The sequence below is a fragment of the Geotalea daltonii FRC-32 genome (assembly GCF_000022265.1).
In the GTDB taxonomy this organism is placed as follows: Bacteria; Desulfobacterota; Desulfuromonadia; order Geobacterales; family Geobacteraceae; genus Geotalea; species Geotalea daltonii.
Genome location: NC_011979.1, coordinates 2,270,273 through 2,292,650, shown reverse-complemented (window position 1 = coordinate 2,292,650; position 22,378 = coordinate 2,270,273). Strand labels below are relative to the sequence as shown.

General features: G+C 53.9%; 25 protein-coding genes. All 25 read right to left on the bottom strand.

Annotated elements, in window-relative coordinates; translation table 11 throughout:
* Positions 1-54 precede the first annotated feature (54 nt).
* Entirely contained in the window at positions 55-402 is a 348-nt protein-coding gene (locus GEOB_RS10220) for a hypothetical protein (protein WP_012647139.1), read from the bottom strand.
* A gap of 15 nt (positions 403-417) precedes the next feature.
* The gene (locus tag GEOB_RS19760) at positions 418-1,692 is read right to left on the bottom strand and encodes a MerR family transcriptional regulator (RefSeq protein ID WP_012647138.1); all 1,275 of its coding nucleotides are present in this window, start codon (positions 1,690-1,692) and stop codon (positions 418-420) included.
* A gap of 50 nt (positions 1,693-1,742) precedes the next feature.
* Positions 1,743-1,928: a MerR family transcriptional regulator gene (locus GEOB_RS10205; protein ID WP_012647137.1), complete on the bottom strand. Its 186-nt coding sequence runs from the start codon at positions 1,926-1,928 to the stop codon at positions 1,743-1,745.
* A gap of 271 nt (positions 1,929-2,199) precedes the next feature.
* Positions 2,200-4,011 (bottom strand): serine hydrolase domain-containing protein, encoded by a 1,812-nt coding sequence (locus GEOB_RS10200; protein ID WP_012647135.1) that lies wholly within the window; start codon positions 4,009-4,011, stop codon positions 2,200-2,202.
* Between the two features lie 182 nt (positions 4,012-4,193).
* Positions 4,194-5,111 carry a hypothetical protein gene (locus tag GEOB_RS10190; protein WP_012647134.1) on the bottom strand — a complete coding sequence of 306 codons (918 nt, stop codon included), beginning with the start codon at positions 5,109-5,111 and terminating at the stop codon, positions 4,194-4,196.
* A 53-nt stretch (positions 5,112-5,164) separates the two neighbouring features.
* Positions 5,165-5,488 carry a DUF2087 domain-containing protein gene (locus GEOB_RS10185; RefSeq protein ID WP_154650483.1) on the bottom strand — a complete coding sequence of 108 codons (324 nt, stop codon included), beginning with the start codon at positions 5,486-5,488 and terminating at the stop codon, positions 5,165-5,167.
* Between the two features lies 1 nt (position 5,489).
* The gene (locus tag GEOB_RS10180) at positions 5,490-6,422 is read right to left on the bottom strand and encodes an alpha/beta hydrolase (protein ID WP_012647132.1); all 933 of its coding nucleotides are present in this window, start codon (positions 6,420-6,422) and stop codon (positions 5,490-5,492) included.
* 92 nt (positions 6,423-6,514) lie between these two features.
* The gene (locus GEOB_RS19340; RefSeq protein ID WP_012647131.1) at positions 6,515-7,306 is read right to left on the bottom strand and encodes a helix-turn-helix transcriptional regulator; all 792 of its coding nucleotides are present in this window, start codon (positions 7,304-7,306) and stop codon (positions 6,515-6,517) included.
* 134 nt (positions 7,307-7,440) lie between these two features.
* Positions 7,441-7,965 (bottom strand): class IV adenylate cyclase, encoded by a 525-nt coding sequence (locus tag GEOB_RS10170; RefSeq protein ID WP_012647130.1) that lies wholly within the window; start codon positions 7,963-7,965, stop codon positions 7,441-7,443.
* Positions 7,966-7,995: 30 nt separating this feature from the next.
* Positions 7,996-8,199, bottom strand: coding sequence for a VOC family protein (locus GEOB_RS10165; RefSeq protein WP_083767138.1), 204 nt, complete (start codon positions 8,197-8,199; stop codon positions 7,996-7,998).
* 161 nt (positions 8,200-8,360) lie between these two features.
* A complete protein-coding gene (locus GEOB_RS10160; RefSeq protein WP_012647129.1) occupies positions 8,361-9,140 on the bottom strand; it encodes a class I SAM-dependent methyltransferase in 780 nt (259 codons plus the stop codon).
* An 85-nt stretch (positions 9,141-9,225) separates the two neighbouring features.
* Positions 9,226-10,113 carry a haloalkane dehalogenase gene (locus GEOB_RS10155; protein ID WP_012647128.1) on the bottom strand — a complete coding sequence of 296 codons (888 nt, stop codon included), beginning with the start codon at positions 10,111-10,113 and terminating at the stop codon, positions 9,226-9,228.
* 16 nt (positions 10,114-10,129) lie between these two features.
* A complete protein-coding gene (locus GEOB_RS10150) occupies positions 10,130-11,152 on the bottom strand; it encodes an alpha/beta fold hydrolase (RefSeq protein WP_154650482.1) in 1,023 nt (340 codons plus the stop codon).
* A gap of 420 nt (positions 11,153-11,572) precedes the next feature.
* The gene (locus GEOB_RS10140; protein ID WP_154650481.1) at positions 11,573-12,409 is read right to left on the bottom strand and encodes a peptidase MA family metallohydrolase; all 837 of its coding nucleotides are present in this window, start codon (positions 12,407-12,409) and stop codon (positions 11,573-11,575) included.
* A gap of 330 nt (positions 12,410-12,739) precedes the next feature.
* On the bottom strand, positions 12,740-13,477 hold the full coding sequence (locus tag GEOB_RS10135) for a class I SAM-dependent methyltransferase (RefSeq protein ID WP_012647124.1): 738 nt from the start codon (positions 13,475-13,477) through the stop codon (positions 12,740-12,742).
* Between the two features lie 88 nt (positions 13,478-13,565).
* Complete coding sequence (locus tag GEOB_RS10130) at positions 13,566-14,480, bottom strand: DUF6268 family outer membrane beta-barrel protein (protein ID WP_012647123.1); 915 nt, start codon at positions 14,478-14,480, stop codon at positions 13,566-13,568.
* Between the two features lie 73 nt (positions 14,481-14,553).
* Positions 14,554-14,931, bottom strand: a complete 378-nt coding sequence (locus GEOB_RS10125; protein WP_012647122.1) for a hypothetical protein — start codon at positions 14,929-14,931, stop codon at positions 14,554-14,556.
* A 104-nt stretch (positions 14,932-15,035) separates the two neighbouring features.
* On the bottom strand, positions 15,036-15,293 hold the full coding sequence (locus GEOB_RS10120) for a DUF2164 domain-containing protein (protein WP_012647121.1): 258 nt from the start codon (positions 15,291-15,293) through the stop codon (positions 15,036-15,038).
* 17 nt (positions 15,294-15,310) lie between these two features.
* Positions 15,311-16,015 (bottom strand): class I SAM-dependent methyltransferase, encoded by a 705-nt coding sequence (locus GEOB_RS10115; protein ID WP_012647120.1) that lies wholly within the window; start codon positions 16,013-16,015, stop codon positions 15,311-15,313.
* A gap of 22 nt (positions 16,016-16,037) precedes the next feature.
* On the bottom strand, positions 16,038-16,703 hold the full coding sequence (locus tag GEOB_RS10110; RefSeq protein ID WP_012647119.1) for a GyrI-like domain-containing protein: 666 nt from the start codon (positions 16,701-16,703) through the stop codon (positions 16,038-16,040).
* A 26-nt stretch (positions 16,704-16,729) separates the two neighbouring features.
* Entirely contained in the window at positions 16,730-17,104 is a 375-nt protein-coding gene (locus GEOB_RS10105) for a VOC family protein (protein WP_012647118.1), read from the bottom strand.
* A 180-nt stretch (positions 17,105-17,284) separates the two neighbouring features.
* Entirely contained in the window at positions 17,285-18,484 is a 1,200-nt protein-coding gene (locus tag GEOB_RS10100) for an IS110 family RNA-guided transposase (RefSeq protein ID WP_012647117.1), read from the bottom strand.
* 315 nt (positions 18,485-18,799) lie between these two features.
* Complete coding sequence (locus GEOB_RS10095) at positions 18,800-19,606, bottom strand: glucose 1-dehydrogenase (RefSeq protein ID WP_012647115.1); 807 nt, start codon at positions 19,604-19,606, stop codon at positions 18,800-18,802.
* 236 nt (positions 19,607-19,842) lie between these two features.
* Entirely contained in the window at positions 19,843-21,060 is a 1,218-nt protein-coding gene (locus GEOB_RS10090; RefSeq protein WP_195892544.1) for an aspartyl protease family protein, read from the bottom strand.
* Positions 21,061-21,398: 338 nt separating this feature from the next.
* Positions 21,399-22,361, bottom strand: coding sequence for an alpha/beta fold hydrolase (locus tag GEOB_RS10085; RefSeq protein ID WP_012647113.1), 963 nt, complete (start codon positions 22,359-22,361; stop codon positions 21,399-21,401).
* Positions 22,362-22,378 lie beyond the last annotated feature (17 nt).

Sequence of the window (22,378 nt, the reverse complement as noted above, 5' to 3'; positions counted from 1 at the left end):
AGGCCGGTAAAGGGCCGCTCTGACATAGGATCGAGTACCTGCCTTGTACTGCCACTATTTCAACTCCTCAATGACAGATTCACCCTCAGAGCCGTCCCTGCACGTCCATCGCCACTTCTCATGCAGGCGGAGGTGGCCGTCGGGCAACAGCTCGGGCACAGAACGGCAGACACCGGTCATGAGCTGGCCGTGGTCGTTGAGGTGCTGATACCGCATGTCGAGAGCTCCGTCGCAACCGATTTTTGCAACAAGAGTCCCGAACCGAACCTGTCCGCCGCGGTAGGTAGCCCAGACCAAGTCGCCCTCCTGCCGGTAGTGAAAAACCGTCTCGTCACCCGCATCGCCGTTGGTCGAATTCGAGATGGATTTGAAATATCGGTTGTCGTAATTAATGGTGCTCATCTGTCCCCAGTATTGTCAGGGCTTGCCCAGGAGGTAGAAGACATAGCCATAGCTGTCCGGATACTGCCGGTAAAGGGAGATCTCCGTGTTGAACTGGTTCGCTACTTCCGCGGCCGCAGCATCATCCTTGTGCGCTGCGAGAAAAGAGGCCAGGCGCTTTTCCAGCGGCTGGTAATAGTGCTCCTCCCACGCTTCCCGTGGAAGCGAAAAATGGCCTATGATCCGATACCCGCAACGCGCCGCAAGCTCCAGGTTTCCGGAGACATCCCGCATCGCCGGATACCCCTCCCCCCAGAAATCGAGAACCTCGGCGGGAAGATCGTCGGAGAGCCAGGTAAGCTCGGTGAAGGCAAGGCAGCCGCCGGACTTGAGCAGTGGCCGCAAAGCATGGAGCGCCTGCTCGATGCCCAGGATATAGAGTGCCCCCTCGGACCAGATCATGTCGAACTTTTCAGCCTCGAATCGAAGATCGAGCATGGATGCCTGTTCCGTACGAATTCTATCCGTCAATCCCGCTTTTAATGCGGATTTCTCCAACAGGTCCAGGAACGGACGGTGATTGTCCACCGCCGTCACATGGCCGTCTATCTCCCATGCCAGCACCAACGTCTGAGCCCCGCTGCCGCAGCCCAGGTCGAGCACGTCGGGCTTTTCCGGCAGTGGCGGAAGCATCGACAGCGCCTTTTTTGTCGCCGCCAGGCACCCCGGGCCCTGGCGTGGCATGGTTTCGTACAGTTCAAAGAAATAATCCGTCAACAGTTCCTTCTCATGGTCAGCCGACCACTTGCGGATCAGCAACGCCTCTTTCTCCGATATCCCCAGGGAGAGCAGGAACTGGTGGTGGGCCTCCGGGGCGCGTCGCTCGAACTCGGCGTGCAACTGCTTCATCGCGTTATCGTCCATCCCCGCGGCGCGAAGCAGCTCCACGAACATCACCTTGTCCACCGTCGATGCCGGTCCACCCTCAGTCTTCAGCTTCAGCATCCCGGCCAAAAGCCGCTGCTTGGTCTGCAAGGCCCGTATTTCCTCGCCCACCCCGTACAGGCGGCGCCGGAGAACCATCGCAGCATCATCGGTCTCCGAGGCGAGAATCGACCTGATGTCGTCGATCCCCAGACCTGCCTCCCGGAAGGTGCAGATGGCGGAGAGCCTGTCCCGGTCGGAGGGGGAGTAGAGGCGATAGCTCGCCTCGGTGCGCGCCGAAGGATTGAGGAGCCCGATGCGGTCATAATAGAGAAGCGTGCTGCGGGAGAGCCCGAACTGGCGTGCCAGCTGGGAAATTTTGTACATTCATCCTCCTGGAAAGGGAGTGCCCCCGGCACTTACCGGGGGCAGGCGAATCATGCCGACTTGGAACGGATTTCCGCGATCTTCTCCTGGGAAAGCCCGAGCCACTCCAGAAAGCTCTGATGCCCTGACGGATTCTCCCGCTCAAAGAGGCTGTGCCACTTGTTCATTGCCCCGTCATCAAGTCCGACGGCCCGGAAACGGGCAACCCACTCATCTACCGTCACTGTCCCTTTCATAGCCTTTCTCCTTTTTTGCATTTTGGATTTGTCATGGCCGTGACAAAGACAACGCTACAGTGTGAACCGGTAGACGGGTCAAGATGAAAAGTGCAGCAAAGCTCCCCCCTTCCACCCTGGGCAGCCATCGTCCGTGAAAGAGAGGCTAATGCCCTATATATCTAAAGGCCCCTGGTCGGCAATGGCCGCGGCTTTAGGTACCAGGGCATCTAAGCTCTCAATGTAAGCTTTTATTTCGAAGTTTCTTGCCATGTAGTCCCCTTAAATTGAATCAATCCGGCTTCTTCCTGAGCAGATACCCCGAATACTGCAGCAGTTCTTCACCATCCACCGTAACCGCCCTGATCGTTTCGCCCATGCCCCGTCCCAATCCGCAGGTCAAGGCCTCAGTTTCGGATATGGGCTTGATGGCCATGCTCATCCTCCCTTCGGCGAAGAGAGGCAGTCCATATTCGACGAGAAGGAAGTCCCCTTCCTGGCGGACGCGCACCTTTTCGAAGAGCACCGCGTCATCACCACGGTTGACGATTTCGTATTCACCAATGAACCGGGTCAGCTTCTCCCCAAGGGGTTCCGGACGGACCCGCTCGCCGACCAGCATCTCCTGTGCCCCAAAGTGGGCCTTCAGTATATCTCGACCCGCAACCACGGCGCGGGACAGACCGATGTAGTCCAGATCGCCGAGACTGATGGGAATAAGCCCCAGCAGCCGGTACTGCACCCCCAGCAGCCCATCGGCGCGGGGTACCAGGCGCAGAGTGGCATCCATGACCTCGCCGCGCAGATAATCGGATCTTCTGCTCACGTTGACCAGCCCGGCAACGGTGGCGTAGCGTCCCTCATAGGCCTGCAGAGCCTCCAATGGCAGCGACTCGGCGGCGTATGCCGGTTTCTCCTGTACCGGCTGACGAATGCCGGTTTTGGCTTCCAGGGCCAGTTTCAGCGCCTCCGTAGCCAATATATTGACCACCCCGCCGGCGTCGGCCGAGTTGGCCATAACCACCACACCAAGTTTTTGCTCCGGCAGGAGGACAAGCTGGCTGCGGTGATAGAGGGTAGCCCCGCCGTGATGGGCAACCGGCCCGGCATTCCTTATGTCTATGTCACCGAGGCCGCTCAGCATCCAGCCGAGCCCGACCCTGAAATTCAGATCCAGCGGCACATGGGCATTCTGTGGGCGCAGCATTTCAGCCAGGGTTTCCGGTTTGACAATCTGCAGCTCCCCGATCCGCCCCCCGGCAAAGATCATCTCCATGAACCGGGAGAGATCCAAGACCGTCGTGTTCAATCCCCCCGCAGGAACATCCCTCAGGGGAAGTTCTTCCGCCTCTCTACCTTTCCGGTATGCCTTGGCTCCGTTTACTGTGCGGTCAGGCCCCAGGGAAAAACCCGAGTGGGACATGCCCAACGGCTTCAGTATGGAAGCATCCATATGGGCGGCAAAGTCCCGGCCGGCAACATTTTCCAACGCGTGCCCCAGAACGGTTACCCCCACATTTGAATAAGAAAAAACGAAATCGGGGGGATAAGCAGCATATTCATATTTGAGCCGATCCAGGTTGTTCTCGAAAGGTTCCGGGTTTTTGGTCCACATTCCCTTTGCCAGGTCGGAGGGAAGACCGGAATGATGGGTCATGATGGTACGAGGGGTAATGGGACTTGCATCGGGAAACCGGCTGTTAATGGAAAATTCGGGCAGATAAGTGGAAAGCGGCTTGTCTATGTTCAGCTTTCCCTGTTCCACCAACTGCATGGCCGCGGTAGCAGTAAAGAGCTTTGAGATCGAACCGGCCCGGTAGACGGTGGACGGTGTGGCCGGGATCTCGTTTGCCTTATCCGCATAACCGAATCCTTCCGCCCATACCACCTTTTGATCGTCAACCAGGGCGATACTGAGACCTGTGACGTTATTTTTTTTCATCTCCTTGCGGGCAAGCCAGGAAATGTACTCCTTAACGTAGGAATAATCGCTGCGCGGCATCTCTACAGGCTTCGGCGGCGCGCCGGCACAGCCGGCCAAGCCCAATGCGGCAACAGTGGACAACAAAAACTTTCCGATCATCCGTATATGACAAATCTTCATTCAAGCCTCCGTTTCTTCCCGCGCGTTTATAACCAAGACCTGCCCTATGCCCATCCGCGCAAAGAAGCGCCCCCAATACAATCGCTCCTTTACACCCTTTTCTTGCCCACATGACAGATTTGATAAGGATATATGCCGAGCCAACGCTGCCGAGCAAAAGCAAACTGCGGTGAAACATTCGATCATAACTTTCCATTGCTGTCTGCAGATACATATCCTTCCCATTTAAAAGCCGCATCTTGAGGATCGCCCGAGCGGGAAATGTTCATCAGACGAGAAAGGGAGTTATCGCCGCAATCATCATTGAAGTCCTTGCCGATTTTTCTGAGCAGGAAAACTATCCCCGGCGGATAAGATTCGAACCTGACGGAAATATTGCTGGGCGGGCTGCAGGATTCCGGTCTGAATCCCTCGGGCATTTGGACCGCTTCCCTTTGCGACGTATTGATGGCGATCCATCTTGAGTCGATCTTCACCAGCACGAACTGATGACCGTTTATGGTCATCTTCAGGTCCTGTTTTTCCAGGGCCCGATTGTAGTCATCGGCTTTGCTGGACACCACATAGCGCAGGTCTTCAGGCTTTTCCACCAGCCCCAGGGCCTTGACGACCACGATGAATGCCCGGGCATAGTGGGTGCAGCCGAAACCGGCCCTGGTTTTGATAATTTCATCGGCCGTGGGGGCAAAAAAGACGTCGGCAGGATGGTCGTTCATGTATTTGGAATGCCAGCGCTGCAGCATCTCTTTTTGCTCCGGAGAAAACTTCCAGGTGTAGAGAAATCCCAGCTTGACCTTATCGAGAAGGTTGTAGATGAAGTAGGCATCGGGTGCTATCCGGTTGGCGTCCACGCCTGTCTTCGGGTCCTTGAGCACATCTACCACTTTCAAAAGTTGCGACAGCCGGTCTTTGTCCGGACTGGCGTCAAGGACCGGCTTTATCGTATTTACGGCATAATCCATGACCGCGGGCGTGACGGCAAGGCGCAGTTCCATATCCCGGGCCGCTACATCACTGGGCCCATCGGCCCCATGGACTGTCCCGGGCGCAAAAAACGCCCCCAAGAGAAACAGAACGGCAAAACGACATTTAAAAAGCATCTTTTCTCCCTTGTACAGTCCATATGACCGGAGAATCAATAACAGGAGTCCCCTCAGCATTTCACCCAATAGCAGCTGCCGTCGGCGTACCGGTCCAGAAAGCCGTACTCGACCAGGTTTCGCCGCAGAATGGCGTAATCAGGGAACGTCTCGGCAAGAATCTCGTTCACTTCTTTTTCCGTATAGGTGCGCTGGGGATCGAACCTGTTGATCAACCTGCGCAAAATGGCAAGTCGCTTCTTTTCCTTGGTGGGAAAGAAGGCAAGGGGGCCGTTGGGACCTTCCCTGAAATAGCCCTTGATGAACCTGGTATCGCTTTCTTCCACAAGTTGATTTTCTGCAGTCATGATCATGTCCTCGCTGGTTTCCCTGTTCATGTCAGTCGAGCCTCCCCTGATGCCTCTTGATGAAAGAACAGATTTCCTCCATGGCCCTGGTTGCCTCAGGAAACAGCGGGGCGCATGCCGGATAGCAATGGCACATCCCCTCTCCGACCCTGAGCGTCACCTCCACTCCCGCATCTTTCGCCTTCCGTGCGTAGCGGACCGAATCGTCCCGCAATGTTTCGTCCCCCCCCACATATATCAAAAGCGGCGGGAGATCACGCAAGTCCCCGTAGAGAGGAGATGCATACGGATCACCAGGGTCGTGCCCTCCAAGGTAATGATTGGCGCAGACGACCCAGGAACCGGTCGGCGCCAGGCATTTCGAAGCATTGGTTTGCAACGATTCGCCGGTATGCTTCATGTCGGTCCAGGGAGAAAGGGCCACTGCGGCAGCCGGCAGCGGCATTCCCCGGTCTCGAACGGCAAGCAGCGTCGCCAGGCAGAGCCCCGCTCCGGCGGAATCTCCTGCAAAGACGATTTTCGCTGGTGAAATTCCCACCGAGAGCAGCCACCGGTAAGCAGCAACCGCATCATCGAGGGCGGCAGGAAAGCGGTGCTCCGGCGCCAGACGATAACCGAACAGCAGGGCACGGGCACCGCTCCCGCTGACGAACTTGGCGACGATCCCCCGGTGGGCCTCGATGGAACCGAGTATGTACCCTCCGCCATGGAAATAGAGGATGACGGAATCGTTATCAGCCTGAATGGGTTCAATCCATTCGGCGGATAGTTCCCCTATGGCGACGGGCGCCGATCGGATACCCTTCGGCAGCTTCCCGAACATCTTGGACGTCTTTGCGGCCGAGGCGCGCACCGCGGGAAGGGAGGTCTCCCACTCGCGGGCGGTCTCCTTTTTCAGCTTGAACTTCAACAGGTGGCGGTTTCTGAGTACTGTGAGAAAGATGCGGCTTCGTAAACTGGGCATATTCAACTCCGTACAATGTGTGGATTATAAACCAACAGATAGCATGAAAATAACTCCACGATATTGTACAAATGCGACATGATGAACTCTGCCTATGAACGAAAGCGGTGCACGATCCGCGTCCCAGGCGCCCCTGCCACGGGACGCATGTCGCAGGAACCGATTTCGCCGGGGACGCAACCGGTGAACTCCTTGTATTCCCGTATCATGTGGGACTGGTCCGCATAGCCGCAGGCATAGGCTATATCCGCAAGGCTGGCGAAGTTGCCGGCACGAAGTGCACAGGCAAGCCGGTTGAAACGGATGAGACGCGCAAGCTGCTTGGGAGATACCCCCAAATGATCGATAAACAGACGCTCCAGGCTGCGCACATGGAGGCCGAGCCCGGCAGCGAGCTCATCGATCCGCAGCTGTCCCCCATGGGCTTTCAGAAGTGTGGCGGCATGGCGGCAGCGCTCATCACGGACAAGGGGCAGGGAGCCGCGCACCAGTTCCTCCATGACGAGTTTTCGCGACAGCGGATCCCGCAAGGAATACAGGCGGTCAGCCAGGGATGCGCTACTCATCCCCCCTAGTCCGGGAAGGTCGGCAAAGGTATCGACCAGTTCCGAAGGGCGCACGTCAGCCAAACGCGGCGTCTGCCCCGGATTGAAGCTGAGGCAGAAATAATCGGAGGCTTCGTCGATCTCGACGCACGCCTTCTCGGTTCTCGGACCCAACAGGGACATTCTCCAACCGGAAGCCGAGAACCGGAAGATCAGGTTCATATTGCCATCGGGTGGAATCTCGTAAAAGCTCCGCCCCCCCGCAGTTCCCCCTTGGGCAGACCACCATTGCTGCACCTGTCCCGCCAGATCCTGAGCCGGTTTTCCTATAACCACCATTCCTGCACCTCAGCGTACACTAAAAAAAGGGCTATGTCCGATTCTTCCATAATTCTGCTCCAGTCCATGTCTTTGACCGCCATAACCGCTGATGATCATGACTGAAATAACAGCTGCAACAAGAAGCATTGACCTCACGGCAATTTTCTCCCTCCAGAAAGCAGATCCACGTATGCGTCTTCTATAAGCTGCGACGGCTCAACCCCCAGCTTGGCCATGAGCTCGTGGGCCTCCCGAACACCCTTTTCGGCCGGTTCCCCTTCTTCCAGGACAACTTCGAGTTCCAGGAAATCCCCCAACCCTTCCACCTTGTCCAGGTGAATGCGCGTTCTGCCGGCGAGGAAGAGGGTGCGGTGCTTTTGCACCCGGCCCGCCTGCCCGTAGGCCAGGGACAGGGATTCGCGCAATGCCTCGGGCGCTGATGTCGGCGAACGGAGATAGAAAGATTCCTTCGGCCCCTGTTGATCGGCCCGGCGATAGAAGATCAGCTCGCCTTCCTCCGGGGAAAAAGCGCGTAATTTCAACCTGCCAGAGTCGCAACGAAAAAAGGTATCGTCCTGGATTATATCTATAGGCCCCTGGTCGGCAATGGCCGCGGCTTTAGGTACCAGAGCATCTACGCTCTCGATGTAAGCTTTTATTTCGATGTTTCTTGCCATGTAGTCCCCTGTAGGTTGATGGAGTCGACGCTATTCAACAGCTTTGTAGTACTGCTTGAATTCTTCGCTCGGCTCACGATCGGAATAAAGATAAAGCATGATGCCGTTGGGGTCTTTAATCGCGAAGCCGCGGTCACCCCATGGATGGTCGTCAATCGGCATGACGGGTTGGAATCCCGCTGCCATGAGTCGGTCGTACTCTGCGTCAACATCGGGAACGGCAAAGTTATACATCAGCCCAGCCGGATTACATGGCGCCTGCCCCTGTTGGGACGCCCTGTCCTCAGGTCAAGGCCTCAATGCGTGGGAACAGGTTCGACATGGTAACTCCTCATCAAATTTTCAAAACTGTATCACGTACCTGTTGGTGCCGGAGGCCGGCAGTCCGGGCATCTCTATAGTCCACCTACAGGGTCTTCCGCGCGCTTCCCGGCTACAATCAGAGCGCGGGGTGAGCCGAGTCGAAACGGCCCGCCAGTCTTGCCATCCAAAGCTTCCATATCGGTGAAACCGGCTGAGGCGAGCAGGGCTCGCAACTCCGGGTAGGTGTAAATACGCATCGATGTTGCGGTGGACCTGGTGCCACCTTCGCCGACTATCGTCCAGGTTGTTTCGATGCGACTGGTCTCGATGTTCCATGAACGTTCCTCTAGAACACGCACGCGGTTTTCCGGCGAACCTGCCCAAAACCAGTCCCTCTCGCGATAGATCGGCAAAAACGTCTCCGCGACATGTCCCTCGATTAAGAATCGCCCACCCGGCTTGAGGGCCGCTGCAACGGCCCGAACGAACCTGATGTCGTCCTCTTCCGTAAAGTAGCCGAAGCTGCCGAAGTAGCAGAATGCCGCGTCGAACCGGTCTGCGGAAGCGAACTCTCGCATGTCGCAGACCAAAAAGCGTGCCGCGACGGCGGCACTCTCGGCACTCGACTTGGCAAGCGCGATGTATTCGGGTTTAACGTCTGCGCCGGTCATCTGGAAACCACGTCGCGCAAGCTCCACACTGTGTCGTCCGATCCCGCACGGTATATCGAGAATGCGCGCGCCAGGTTCCAACTCCAACGCCACCTCTATCAAGTCGCACTCAGCGATCGTCCGTTCCGCCGGGTAACCTCCGGCCTGGATCTGCGACCAAGGCCCCGCGAAGAATTCATTCCACCAATCTGTCGAGATCATACAGGCCCGTCCCTCCATGTTTGCGTCCCCCCCAAACCGCCATCAGGGCTCCTCTCAATGCTTATCACTTGCTCCGCGCAGACCTCTAATCTGAGAGGGACTGCAGGAAAGCGGCGATGGCCCGGCCAATTTCCGCAGGGGCGTCTTCTTGGATGAAGTGTCGTCCGCGGACGGTGACTTCCTGCTGGCAAGGCCAGGTGCGACAAAACTCGCGCTGTGCCCCTGTCAACATAACGCCGGGATCAGCGTTGATGAAAAGCTTGGGAACAGAAGTGGTCGAAAGCCAGGCGGCATAGCGGGCCATGATGTCATGCACATCGCCCGGTTCACCGTCAAACGGAATCTCGCGCGGCCACATCAGCATGGGACGGCGCACCTCGCCCGGCTCAAGGTAGGGACGACGGTAGGCCGTCAATTCCTCCTCCGTCAGCCCCCGCAGGAGACTGCCCGGCAAGAAACGTTCAATAAAAATGTTCTCTTCCAGAACCAGGCGCTCCCCCGCGGGCGACCGAAGCGCCTGTAAGACCGGCCGCGCATGTTCGGGCCACATATCCCAGCGGAGCGGTTGGACAAAGGCTTCCATATAGACAATGGCCTTGACCCGCTCCGGGTGGCGGGCACCCCAATGAAAGCCCAGGGCCGATCCCCAATCGTGAACCACCAGGGTGACGTTATGCGTCAGCCCCAGTGCATCAAACCAGGCATCCAGGTAGCGTGCCTGATCCACGAAGCGATAACTGCCGCCGGGCATTTTGCCGGAGTCGCCCATTCCCACCAAGTCGGGGGCCAGACAGCGGCCGACCTGTTCCAGATGTGGAATCACATTTCGCCACAGATAAGAGGAAGTGGGATTCCCATGAAGAAATACGATCGGTTCACCCTCTCCAGCATCCACATATGCTATCTCGCTGTCGAGTACTCCCACCCGAGCCCGGGCATGGCAATCCGTTGCTGCGTTCAACCTGTCACGCATATGATTTCCTCCTTGATCAAAATGACAAGCTCAGAAATTCCAGCACCTTTCCATTGACCAGCTTCGCTTGTACGACGGTCAGATCGTGACCTGCCTTCGGAATGACCTCCGATCTTATCCGGGGCGCCACTCTGTTAAGACGTTCAATGGCCTTCCGGGCGGAATAGATCTTTTCGTTTTCGCCGATCAAGAAGAGCGTGGGAACCTTAAGGGCCTGCAATTCCTCATCAGACAGAACGGTCGGATTGACCATGGGCCTGTGCTTGAAGCTGCGATAAGCCAGAAATGCAAACTCCGCCTCTTCGTCCAGCACTTTCCGGCCGGCCTCGCCCTTTTTGGCCGTATCCTCCAATAACCAGTACACAAAACTTCTTGTAAAGTAGCGATGCGGCACTGCGCAAAGCACTGCCCGGCTGATCCATTTGTATGAAAGCGGCAATACAGTGCACACCGGCGCCAGCAGCACGATTTTCTCCAGGCGGCCCGGATGCCTGAGAGCGTATTGGGTTGTCAGCCACCCTCCATACGACAGCCCCATGAGATTGATACCGTTACGAAGCTGAAGTGCATCGAACAACTCATCAAGCCAGACTACATAATCATCCGGTGTTTTCACGGCTCGCGTATAGACACTTCTCCCACAGTCATAGATGTTGTCCACCGCGAATACTCTGTATCTTGCCGATAAGGCTTCAACGTTCGTTATCCACTGCAGCGAATTTCCATTGATCCCATGCAGCAAAACCAGCGGTGGAGCCTCCGCCGGTCCGCTGATTCTTACAAAGGTTTCTCCGAAAGAAGTGCTCACCAGCCTCGATTCCGAAGGAACCGGCCAGTTACCGGCCTTCAGATCATATACCTTCAGATATTGCTCTTTCGCTTTTGCTGAGCGAAAAGGATGATACGGCGTCATTTTCATTGTTTCCGAGCCCGAGGAGATCATGGCGATTCCTACAACAATGGTCATAAGTGCGATAAGCGTTCCGAATCCAAACAGGAAACACTTTTTGACTGACTTTGCCTTTTGCATTTTCCGCATTACTGTTTCACCCCTAGTGTCCCGTGCAGATTAGTTCCCTGCAAGAATTTCGAGGGATTTGGTTCCCGGCAAGGCGCGGCAACGCAGGCCTGGCTTGGCCTAAGGCCAGAAGCCGCAACACAGCTGGGGGCCAAAAGACCCGAAATTATCAAAAAAGAGTTAACCGCACGTGACACTAGGAAGAGGGCGGATCTCCGGATTCCTCTGCGCACTCAACTTGTGCCTTTGCTTTCCGGATTAGTTTGCATTGTTTTTCATAGACCGGATCAGGGGCAAAAATGGCAAGAAGTGCCCCCAATACAATCGCCCCTTTATATCCTTTTCGTGCCAACGCTACTAATTTGGCCAGGACATATATCAAGAAAATGCCGATCGGAAACAAAACAATATGCAATATTTCGCCAGAACTGCCCGTCACAGTCATTTTGCAGTCACATATCTTTCCCATTTAAAAGCTGCCGAGGTCACCCGAACGGGAGTTTCCGGTGACGATGCTTTTTGAGGCGACTGGGTTCTTCTGAAAATCCGGTGCCGTAAGTCAGCGGCTGTTTTGCATCGCGCCGCAAAAACCTGCCACAGTTCACCGACGCTGCCTCGAAAAGCATCGTTGAAGGCATCTTCGAAGGTACGCCCCCCTTCAAGGTCCGACATGAAAGCAGCGAAGCGTTCCTCATCCAGACTCTTCAGGTAAGAGACGAACATTCCGCTCTGCCGGTAGAACATGTGGGGTTCCAGCCCGTACGAGGCGCCAGACTTTTTGAAAAAGAAACTTCCCGTCGACTCGGGCGTAACAGCCTTGCCGGCCGCAATGGCAGCGGCTGCAGCATCCTCGCTGACCCGCTCGGCGCCCCCTCCACCCGAAACAAGCACCGCCAGCCCCTCCTGAAACCATGACGGCAGATTTGCATTGTAGGGGTACAGTCCAACATATTGCCAGAGGTGCATATGGGACAGCTCATGTACAAGAATCCTGCGGATCCGCTCAGGCTCCTTTCTCAGCCCACCTGACAGGAACAGCTTGAGAATGACGGCACCCCGCACCTGCTTCGCCACGCCGGTAAACGCGGCAAAACTCTCCTCATCCCTTGTAACATAAACCTCCACCGGCTTGGGAAAAGGCCGGCCCTGCTGTTTTTCGACCGTGGCGACCGCCTCCGGCAGCAGTTGCGCGGCCACCGCCGCCACATCCTCTCCGCCGGCTTCGGCAAAAACGCGTCGATCCGCTTCCATCGGCATAAAATCCGCGGTTGATTTCAATGAGGCAGCACCTGTCCGTAATACCCCACAACCTGGCAGGGTTACAAGTAGAAACAGCACTGAAATTGCTTTCAAAAAAGCCCCCCGCATTCCAATTTCCCAACCATATCCATGATGACTCATTCATGATTCCTTCGCCCATGCCGTTCCGGCCGAAAGCTGCGTGTTCCAGCTGGATATACGCAACAGGAAGGAAAAGGTTCCCGAATGCTGCAAAACAAATGTTTCAAACAGCTTGACCAACAGTTCTCCGATGGTTTTATAGCGGAGCAGGGTGAACACTCCGTATCTTTTGTACAGTGAGAATTTTGTCCCTTGCAACACAGCGGATCATCGGCTGACTACAGGCTTTCGGGCGATTACGGTGATCATGCCGTTCATATTTTCAGCCATTTCCATTAAAAAACCCGCCTTTTCAAGCTGTTCAACAATCCATGCCGGCGATATCCGTATTTTTCTGTACGTGCTCTTGCGCAGCTCCCAGGCTTCCTTGAGGGTATAGAGCAGATCGTGGACTGTGACATAATGGGATTCGTATTCGAGAAAACAGGTAAAGACCGTATCCGCATCGCTGCGCACTGGTATGAAGCGGTCGGTGCCGTGCAACTCAAGGCTCAGGTCGCGAAAGGAGAGCACCAATCGCCCTCCCGGTTCGAGGGATCGGTAAACCTGCTCCAGGAGAAGCGTTACACTCTCAAAGTCGGGCAGATGCGGCAGGGTATCCCCCATGCAGACGCACAACTCTATGGGTGCTTCGCCCCAGGCTGCGAAATCCATCAAATCGCCATGGATGGGGGTAATGGGGAGGTTGCCGCACCTGCAATGCAGCTCTTCCAACAGCCTGAGGCTGAGATCCACGGCCAGCACCCGGAAACCCAGCTGCGCCAGGGGGATGGACTGGAATCCCGGACCGGCGCCCAGATCCATGGCAAGCCCTGATTTGGTCGGCTGAATCTGGTTAACGGAAAAAAAGCGGTGGTGAGTTTCCACTTTGCCGGCGAAGTCTCCGAACATCCATGAGTAATAGTCGGCCAACAGATATTCGTAATGTTCCGCAACGGTTGCCATTGCATCTCCTTCTACCGGTGCTTGTTCCTGTACAGATTCCTTGCTGATATCGCAGCTTCTCTTCGACGGTAATCGTCTTCCACGCCTGCTACCAGTTCAGACTTACCCCGACCCTGGCAAAGGGACCGTCCGCGATCGCCAGATCATCCCGAGCCCCGTCATAGAAGAGGAATTTTCGATTTAAGGCGTAGCCGCCCGAAAGATTCACTTTTACGGCAGAGAACAGAAGATATTCGGCCCCGGCAAAGGCTCTGAAGTCACGATACAGTACCTTCTCTGCCCCGATGGATTTATCGTGCAGCTGATACTCAGTACCGGAAATCTCGCCGCCGATGTAATAGCTTGAGGTACGGTTCGGGCTGAAGGTAATTCCCGGTCGGGGAGCGGCCAGGCTCAACATCCATTGATCGTTGGGCCGGTAGATCAAGCCGGCAACGGGAAGAAGCGGCAGTTTCTCGTAGCCCTGCTGGTATATCAGTCCCGCCAGCAGGATCAATTTTTCCGACAGATTGTAGCGCCCCAGCACCCCCATCTGGGTGCGGATATCGTCGGTGCCGATCTCCCTGAAGTCGCCGTTGAGTCCCGGCGCCACCAGGAATGTCAGGGTAATATCCGGCTTCCAATGATAATCGGCCTCCAGCTTCACCGAGAAGGTATGCAATTCTTCGGGAAGGAGTGCACCGGCAGGCCCATCGAGGTTTCTCAGTGAATAGGCCGCTTCCGTGGAGACGGTGAGGTCGGGGGTAAGAAAATAGCTCCTCCCGAAGGTTGCCTCCACCTCCTCCATGGCGAGTTTTCCCCCACTGTTCCGGATGTCGCTGTCGGGAAGCCAGGTCAGGTTCGCCGTCGACCTCCAGGGATGCGCCCCGGCAGCCACAGTCGGCGGAGTCAGCAACTCCTTTGCCGTTTCGTTGGCAGAACTGTCGGCAGCGTGCCCATGGGCAACGGTAAGCACCATGGCAAAAACAGAGCAAAGCACTATGGATCTGCAACAGCTTTTCATCTATCCCTCCGGCAATAATATTTCAGTTTTCCTCAAGCTATTTCCTGGTGCAGATATAGGTCACCAGTACCCTTTACTTCGCCTCCAGCTTTATGTTTGCCTGAAGTCCCTTCACATCAAAGCCGCCGCCGAACTCCACCCCGATCAATTTGTGCGAGTTTTCCCATGTTTTCCCATCGTGGCTCGCCCAATACTTATACAGGTACAAGTCTTTGGCGAGGATTGCCTGGGACTCAACCCGGCTCGCAGACGCAAACAGCGAGCCTGTTGCGTTGAGTTTTACCGGAAACGCAAAGCCTGCCGGGTAGAACGTGACATATTCCATGGTTTCCGGTGGTTGACTACCGACTCGGACAACCGGCAACCTGGTTATCGCTTCGGTGGGGACCGACTGCAACGAAGCACAGCCTGTAAGAGCAAAGATGGCAAAGACAGCAAAAACGTGTTTCATTTAACCTCCTCAATGTGTGTAACTACCAAGAATTCATAGTGTCATGTCTAGACATTAACAGATTCGATATTGTCAATGTTTGACCTGATACCCTTGCAGCATTGTTATTTTCGCTTCTTGTGCCAATACGTCATTCCCTCCTCAAAACAGATGCCCGGCAGGTCTTCAACCTTTGCCTGGAAATACGCTTCGGCGTCTTTGATGCCTTTGTTATAGGCGAAAGGAGCGATCTCCTTCATGATATAGTCAAGAAGAAACTTCGCCTGCATGCCGCTGATTTCCTGCTCCAGCTCTTCTTTGCAATACTTGCGAAGAGAATGGACGATGTCATCGACTTCCTGTTTGCTGAGTTCAATTGCCATTGATTGTTTACCTCAAGCTAATTCCTGGTGCAGATGTAGGTCCCAAGCACCCCGTCCTCAATGCGTTTGACCCTGATGGTAAAGCCTGCACGAGCCAGGAGACCGTCCATCACCCAGTCATAGGTCGAATATTCATCCTTGAAATGCCTCTCCGCATCCTCTCGCATCAGCTTGCCACCAGCTTTCCCGAGCTTCTGGATCAATGCAGCAATGTTCTTCAGCGCCTGGTTTTCCTCGATGATCACATCATGGATATAAAACTTCCCGCTGGGCTTCAGCACGGCATTCACCCGCTTCAGTGCAATCCCTTTCCAGAAATCAGGCAGATGATGAAAGGCGAAGGTCGTCACCACTGCATCAACTGGAGCAACTTGATGCCGGTATGTCAGGAAGCCGGCATGATGAAAATGAAGGTTGGTCACTCCAGCCTTCATTGCCTTGGTCGCAGCGCAGTCGATCATTTCTCGCGAGACATCGACAGCATGTACCCTGGCACAGCGCAGGGCCGCTTCAATGGCGAAAGTACCGGTGCCCGACCCAAAATCGATAAGCGTATGTTCCTTCGTAACTTCAAGCAGATCCAGTACTTTTATGCTTTCGGCCTTAATGTCGCGAAAATCGGCATGGCTCGAGTCGTACTTATCTACTTCCGTCTTGCTGCTGTAATCGGTGCCTATTTGCTTGAATTCGTCATACTGCCAGGAAATGCCCTGATTCTCCATGATGCTCCTCTGCACCTAAACTTCAGCCTGTTATCGGAACCCATATTTCTTCTTTGGCTTCCGGATCTATTGGATTATAGCCTTCAGGCAGAACTTCGAAGTGTTCTCTATCATCTAAGTTGTATGATGATTTCGGCAGCCATTCGCCAAGAATGTATTGAAAAGTTCCGGCCGCAGCACTCGCGGGACCGTGATGGGTAAACACCGCATATTTCCCACCTTGCAGTAAATATGTCTCCATACTCGTAGGGATCTCCTCAAGGGAAGAGACCTCAACTGTTGCCCATTTTTCAAACACCGCGTCCGGAGAAAAAGTCCAGCAGTTATCATACTTCTGCATTGAAATATAATCTGTTGTTGATCTGTCTTTTACTTCCATTCGTCTTGGCATGAATTCTCGCCACAGTTCGGCAGTTTTATTGTTTGATAGAGACATTTTCTTGTGAATCCCAATGAGTTTTTTAGGTTCTAGTATTTCTATTCTAGGTTCCATGTTTCGCCTCCCAATTTTACTCGCCACCTGCAGAAGCATTCCAATGTTTGCTAACTGGATATACTTATTCTCCAGCTTCAATTTCTGTTTTTGCTTCTCCTGCACAGTCTCACTTTCAAGGGCTGCCCCCTCCCCATTGATTTTTCGACAATTTAACCTTTGTCCTAATTCGAGAATGTTCAACTTCTTTTGCAAGTGATCTCAAAAAGACAAACCTCAGCTCAGGCCGCAGGCTTTTGACAGGCAGCAGGGTTCATCTGCCATATCCCCAGTGTTGCCCCAGTCGGATCGGTGATGACACTGAACCAGCCACCGGAAATTTGGGTCACTTCCTTGCAAATCGTCGCCCCAAGTTTCCGGGCTTTTTCGGTGGCAGCGGCCGCATCCTCTACCTGCACGTAGGCTATCCAGTGGGACGGTAAATCTGGCTGGACTGTTTTCATCATGCCGCCACCCGTCCCTTCACCGACCTTGATCAAGGTGTAATCCATCTTCGGGATATCTTCCAATTGCCAATCGAACAGTCCGTTATAAAATTCCTTTGCCTTAGCCACATCAGTGGTCATGAGTTCCACATGCACAAACGGATTTGCCATGACTCGCTCTCCTTTCCATAAATAATGGGGTTATACTCCGAATGAAGAACGAATGAAGAATATGGGGTCGGCCCTGAAGAATATGGGGGCGGCCCTTGAAAAGAGAATTTTGGGCTATCGACACTACATTTTCCTTTTTCAAGGGCTGAACATCCCGCTGGAATTTTCAAGAAAAATTTGTCATTGGGGCAGCAAGTACCCCCTGTTCTCTTTCAACATCTTGAAGATAACTCGGCACAAATGACGACCAAGGGCGCGTACTGCTTGATTGTGCTTCTTTCCTTCTGCTCGTTTTTTTCGATAGTACGTTTGTGACTGCGGGACTTGTTTTCTGTGTCTGTCGACAGCTGTCATCATGGCTGCCTTCGCTCGCTCATTCACTTGCTTTGGTGGTTTAGAGCCTTTCTTCTTACCAGAACTGTTGTCGAGATTGGTCATTCCAAGATACAATGCCAGGCTCTGTTCGTCTTTGAACCGCTCGACTGTACCGATTTCACCTGCAAGTTCTGCAATAGTCGTAGAGCCGAATCCAGGTATAGTTGAAAGATTCTGCGCAATCTCCGAATCGATGGCGACTGCAGCCATTCGTCGATCTAGACTGTCTATGCTTTCGTGCAACTCCAGTATCCGCCACGCGTCTTCAAGGATCATGTCGCTGACCCACTCGACTTCGTGGCTGAAGTGAGCCTGTTTCTGCCACGTTATGATGATGCCCGTGTACTTTGCCCCGATACCAGGGAGCTTACGGATTGTACCTTCACGCATCCTGGCCAGCTTTGGGAGGCTGTCTACACTCGTAATGAAACGCAGAAACCAGAGATTGCCAGCATCGCCGGTGATCTCCAACAGGCCCGGACAGACGGATTGCAAGTCGGCCTGGAAGTTGTTCAGCACCCGCACGCGCTCATTTACCAAACGACGGCGACGGCGTGACAGACGCTTAAGCACTTCATTTTCTTTGGGCGTGGCACGTACCTCCTGCAGCACATCTTTGGCAACTGGAAGGTAATCGCGGAGCTGGAACAACTCCAGCGCTTTTCTGGCATCGATCTCATCGGTTTTCGCTGCACCAGGAAAGATCTCCTTAAACCTGGCGAGCTTCAGGTTGTTGATGTTGAATAGCCGGTAGTTCCGAGCACGCACCAGCGTGTCCAAGGGCCGGGCATAGCCGTTGTAGCCTTCCATCGCTACTGAAACAGGCAAGCTATGCTTCTTCTCGTGCTTCTCGATGCATGCAAAGAACTGCCGGAATCCTTCCGGCTCATGCTTGATCGAGAACTCTTCCAAAATTTCGCCGTTTGAAAGGCCAATGGCGACATTGTGACTGTGACAGCCGACGTCGACACCAACGCGCAGTTCAAGGGGAGAACTCTTTCTCACAAGGGGCTCCTTTACCAGACGAGTTAGTCATCCCAAGGTCTCGTCTACTTACAGAGCCACTTGCGGCACCATCCCGGTCGACCTTTGAGGATGACGCAGATGACGGGGGCGGCATTTCAGGCCCGAGTGAGTCTGAATGAACAGGCCACTGACCCCATAAGCCACACCCCCGTCAGACGGTATTTTACACGAGAGGAAATGCTCCGTCATCTGCTTAAATCCTATGGTAGACCCCTCTGTCACACTCAAGGGCTGACCCCTCTGTCACTCCCCAATCCTGACCCCATTTTGCCGATTGGTTGGACTATTCGGCGTTCATTCTACAACTGGAATTGCTACCGAACCAGCCAGCATTCCACCGTCAATGTTTAATTCTGTGCCCGTCATGTATGCTGCCTCGTCTGAGGCCAAAAGAACAGCCACAGCAGCAACTTCCTCAGGTGTGCCAAATCTACGAAGCGGGGTGTCTTTTACAAATTCCTTCATTCGCTCCGCCCGCTCCGGCGCGGAACCGCCTAAAAGTGGTTCCCACATTGGTGTCAGAATTGCGGCTGGATGTATCGAGTTACAGCGAATATTGAGGCATTGCTCCGCACAATAGAGCGCTACTGTTTTGGAATGGTTACGAACTGCCGCCTTTGACGAGGCATAGGCGGCAGCACCTGGGATACCAACCAGTCCGGATCGAGACGAAATATTTATAATTGAACCCATTCCTGTCTTACGCATAGCCTGGATTGCATATTTGCATCCCAGGAAAACCCCATCAAGGTTTGTCCGATGGACGTCATGCCAACTGTCCAAGCTTGCATGTTCTGGGTTTTGCTCGATAATCCCATCTTCAAAGCCGGTGATGCCTGCGTTATTTACGGCAATATCAAGCCTGCCATGCTCTTCGATGACCTCCAAAGTGACACGTTGCCAGTCAGTTTCTTCCCTGACATCGAGACGACGATAGGTCGATTTGTTTCCAATTTGTTCTGAAACGATTGCGCCTTGCTTGTCTTTGATATCAGTGAGGTATACAAAAGCACCTTCTGCAACAAATGCGCGAGCTATTGCTTCTCCAATTCCCCTTGCAGCACCTGTGATGATCGCGATCTTGCCTTCAAGCCGTTTCATAATTTCCTCTTGTGGTATTTTGTCGCCCAACGGGCTGTGCATTTGACCCGTCCCATCCAATCAACACTTCACTCTTTTGTAATCGACGCCGCTTTATACTCCGCTAACTTCATTAATCAAGGAAAGCTAAGGGGAACGAAAGTCCAAGTCAAACCTGCTTACCGGCAAACAAGGTCATCATCCCATTTACATAGTTATTCAACAGCATTCCGCCGGTTTTACAGAAACGGTGATTACTACTGGGCAAAAAGGAACTGCTTTTTGATCGTGAGGTTTCTCTCCCCACCGGCATTTTTTATTGCCAGGTCCACAGCATCTTTGCCGTCATTGGTTTTCAAAATGGCGCGCATTTCCCCTAGCGTATAACTGGCAGCCCCTTTGCCGTTAACCATTACTATCTCGTCATTGGCGGCAACACCGGCCTTATCAGCTGGCGAACCGCTCCAGACGCCAGAAACCAGGAATTTGCCGTTGGCATCCCGCATAACGCCGATGCCTGCGGTAAACATGTTGTCGTCCCCTTTCACGCCACTAACCGGAACCAGGAGCATCTCTCCGGCAGGATAATTGAGCGTGACGACAAATCGCGAAAGGAATTCCTTGCCGATGAGAGCCACGTCCTTTCCTTCCGTCCCGTTGGCGACAATTCTCCCGAATTCGCTACTACTCCCCATCCGGAAACTGTTGAGACGGGTCAGTACTTCCTTTTTGTTGTTCTCTAAAAAGCCGCCCCCCATCAACCCTTTCCCTTCGATCACCGATTCCTTGTCTGCCTTCTTAACGATGGAAAGCGGGAGGGACAGGGGATAGGTAAGGCCGGTATCGATGAACGCCTTGAACGAAACATCTCCACTTGCAGCTTCCACCATTGGGGCAAAGCCCTGTTTCATGGATTGCTCGAATTTGACCAGGGATGCTCCGGGAACCGCCTTGAGTGGTGACAGATCACCGGAAAGGGAAACCTGCTGCCGCTGATAGTCGATCTTGACCGTAAAAAAGCGGAGAAAGTTGGAGCCGATGATGCCGTCAACCTCTATGCCTGTCATTTGCCGGATCTTGGTCATATCCATGATGACAGCGGCAGTATTGGTAACGGTAATGTCGCCAATAGTGAGACGCCCCAGCTTTGTCAGGTGGGCTGTTTTTGTTCCCCCTGCACTGTCATTTGTCTTGACCTCCACATCCCTTGCCAGTCGCAGTTCGGTCGCCGTTTCTTTGTCAATCATGGTCAATGCGGCGGTATCGAGAATGAATCGATATTCTTTGGCCGATCCGTTGATGTTGCCTTTTACCAGAATCATATGGCCGTTGAATTCCGTAGGAAGGACCTTTTCTTTCTGGCCCGGAGATAGCGCTTCACCCCCGCGGACCAGAGAAATTGCCTGAAAGGTTGAGCAACCTGATGCAAAAAAAACCAGGCAAAAAAGAATCATCATGCGGACTTTATATTTCACGAAATATCTCCTTCCAATTACGGAAAAGTTGCAGCAGAGCATTTCCCTTTCCTGCAGTAAAACAAAACCCCCAGCGGCAACATGTCGATGGGGGTTTTGGCTATAGTTGTTACTGCACCCCCCCAAAGACTATGATGCACCCCAACGGCAAATTCTGACCGCGTTAATGCAATTCGAAACGATATAAGGGGAGGTGACAGAAAACATGTGAAACCTTCATAAGAAAAATATAAATTTTGCGCAAACTACTCCAAAACGTTCCCATCGTCAATCTCATTTTCTCCAGCCTTAACATATGGCAATTGCAGCCCGTTGGCGCAACGACAAGCATGTTACTGTCAAATCCCGGCCCGCTTGCCCTGAGGCGCTGTCTCTTGGAGGAATTTACGGTATGCCTCCCTCGCAACCTCTGGCTTCTCGATCATGGGACAATGACCGACCCCATCGATGATCTCTTTGCGGCTTCCAGCGAGCTTGGTCCGGAACAGCTCCGCATTATCCACGTGCAGTATCTTGTCCTGGCTTCCCCAAAGGATCAGAGTTGGAGAGTTGATGGACGAAAGGATGCTCGTCTGGTCCATGTCTGCCATGAGCTCGACGAACATCTTCTTCTCCAGGGCCCTCCGCTTGAGCTTTTCTTCCACCAGTATATCGACTATGAAACCGGGAATATAAGGAGGATCCACGAAGACATATCTGCTCATGACATCTTCAAAATCCTTTGCGTTTTGAATCTCCAGCAGAGGATTTTTGCCGGTTGCTTTCATGGCAGTGTGAAAATCGGCAACGGTCTGTTCAACCCCCGCCGCGGCAAACAAGCCGAGAGAGGCGACGGATTGGGGGTAAAGGTAGGCATAGCGCAGGGCAATGGCGCCCCCCATGGAATTGCCCACCAGGTGGGCCTTTTTTACCCCCAACGCATCGAGAAATTGTTTCAGGCGCTTTGCCTGCTCGTCGATCCCGTAATTCAGACCGGAATCCTGAACGCTTTCCCCATGCCCCGGAAGATCGGGAATGATCACGCGATACTCATCGGTCAGTTCCTTCGAAAAACGGTTCCAGTTGTCTTTCTCACCGCCAAAGCCGTGCAGCATGACGATGGGAGGCTCGCTGCCGGCCGCAGGCCCATTGGTCAGGTAGACCACCTTGCCATAGGGGAGATTCTCCATCTTGACGGTCAGCTTGGCACTTTCACGTTCACGATTCATGATCGACTGGAAGAGCGAACGCTTGTCGCACCCGCCGAGCCCCATCATTACTACCAACGCCAGCAGCCCGCCGACCACACGTTTGATAAACATAAGAACCTCCTTTTTCA

Excerpts from the sequence above, each read along its gene's own strand:
- GEOB_RS10220 (WP_012647139.1), bottom strand. The coding sequence starts at position 402 with ATGAGCACCATTAATTACGACAACCGATATTTCAAATCCATCTCGAAT.
- GEOB_RS19760 (WP_012647138.1), bottom strand. The coding sequence starts at position 1,692 with ATGTACAAAATTTCCCAGCTGGCACGCCAGTTCGGGCTCTCCCGCAGC.
- GEOB_RS10205 (WP_012647137.1), bottom strand. The coding sequence starts at position 1,928 with ATGAAAGGGACAGTGACGGTAGATGAGTGGGTTGCCCGTTTCCGGGCC.
- GEOB_RS10200 (WP_012647135.1), bottom strand. The coding sequence starts at position 4,011 with ATGAAGATTTGTCATATACGGATGATCGGAAAGTTTTTGTTGTCCACT.
- GEOB_RS10190 (WP_012647134.1), bottom strand. The coding sequence starts at position 5,111 with ATGCTTTTTAAATGTCGTTTTGCCGTTCTGTTTCTCTTGGGGGCGTTT.
- GEOB_RS10185 (WP_154650483.1), bottom strand. The coding sequence starts at position 5,488 with ATGAACAGGGAAACCAGCGAGGACATGATCATGACTGCAGAAAATCAA.
- GEOB_RS10180 (WP_012647132.1), bottom strand. The coding sequence starts at position 6,422 with ATGCCCAGTTTACGAAGCCGCATCTTTCTCACAGTACTCAGAAACCGC.
- GEOB_RS19340 (WP_012647131.1), bottom strand. The coding sequence starts at position 7,306 with ATGGTGGTTATAGGAAAACCGGCTCAGGATCTGGCGGGACAGGTGCAG.
- GEOB_RS10170 (WP_012647130.1), bottom strand. The coding sequence starts at position 7,965 with ATGGCAAGAAACATCGAAATAAAAGCTTACATCGAGAGCGTAGATGCT.
- GEOB_RS10165 (WP_083767138.1), bottom strand. The coding sequence starts at position 8,199 with ATGTATAACTTTGCCGTTCCCGATGTTGACGCAGAGTACGACCGACTC.
- GEOB_RS10160 (WP_012647129.1), bottom strand. The coding sequence starts at position 9,140 with ATGATCTCGACAGATTGGTGGAATGAATTCTTCGCGGGGCCTTGGTCG.
- GEOB_RS10155 (WP_012647128.1), bottom strand. The coding sequence starts at position 10,113 with ATGCGTGACAGGTTGAACGCAGCAACGGATTGCCATGCCCGGGCTCGG.
- GEOB_RS10150 (WP_154650482.1), bottom strand. The coding sequence starts at position 11,152 with ATGCGGAAAATGCAAAAGGCAAAGTCAGTCAAAAAGTGTTTCCTGTTT.
- GEOB_RS10135 (WP_012647124.1), bottom strand. The coding sequence starts at position 13,477 with ATGGCAACCGTTGCGGAACATTACGAATATCTGTTGGCCGACTATTAC.
- GEOB_RS10130 (WP_012647123.1), bottom strand. The coding sequence starts at position 14,480 with ATGAAAAGCTGTTGCAGATCCATAGTGCTTTGCTCTGTTTTTGCCATG.
- GEOB_RS10125 (WP_012647122.1), bottom strand. The coding sequence starts at position 14,931 with ATGAAACACGTTTTTGCTGTCTTTGCCATCTTTGCTCTTACAGGCTGT.
- GEOB_RS10120 (WP_012647121.1), bottom strand. The coding sequence starts at position 15,293 with ATGGCAATTGAACTCAGCAAACAGGAAGTCGATGACATCGTCCATTCT.
- GEOB_RS10115 (WP_012647120.1), bottom strand. The coding sequence starts at position 16,015 with ATGGAGAATCAGGGCATTTCCTGGCAGTATGACGAATTCAAGCAAATA.
- GEOB_RS10105 (WP_012647118.1), bottom strand. The coding sequence starts at position 17,104 with ATGGCAAATCCGTTTGTGCATGTGGAACTCATGACCACTGATGTGGCT.
- GEOB_RS10095 (WP_012647115.1), bottom strand. The coding sequence starts at position 19,606 with ATGAAACGGCTTGAAGGCAAGATCGCGATCATCACAGGTGCTGCAAGG.
- GEOB_RS10085 (WP_012647113.1), bottom strand. The coding sequence starts at position 22,361 with ATGTTTATCAAACGTGTGGTCGGCGGGCTGCTGGCGTTGGTAGTAATG.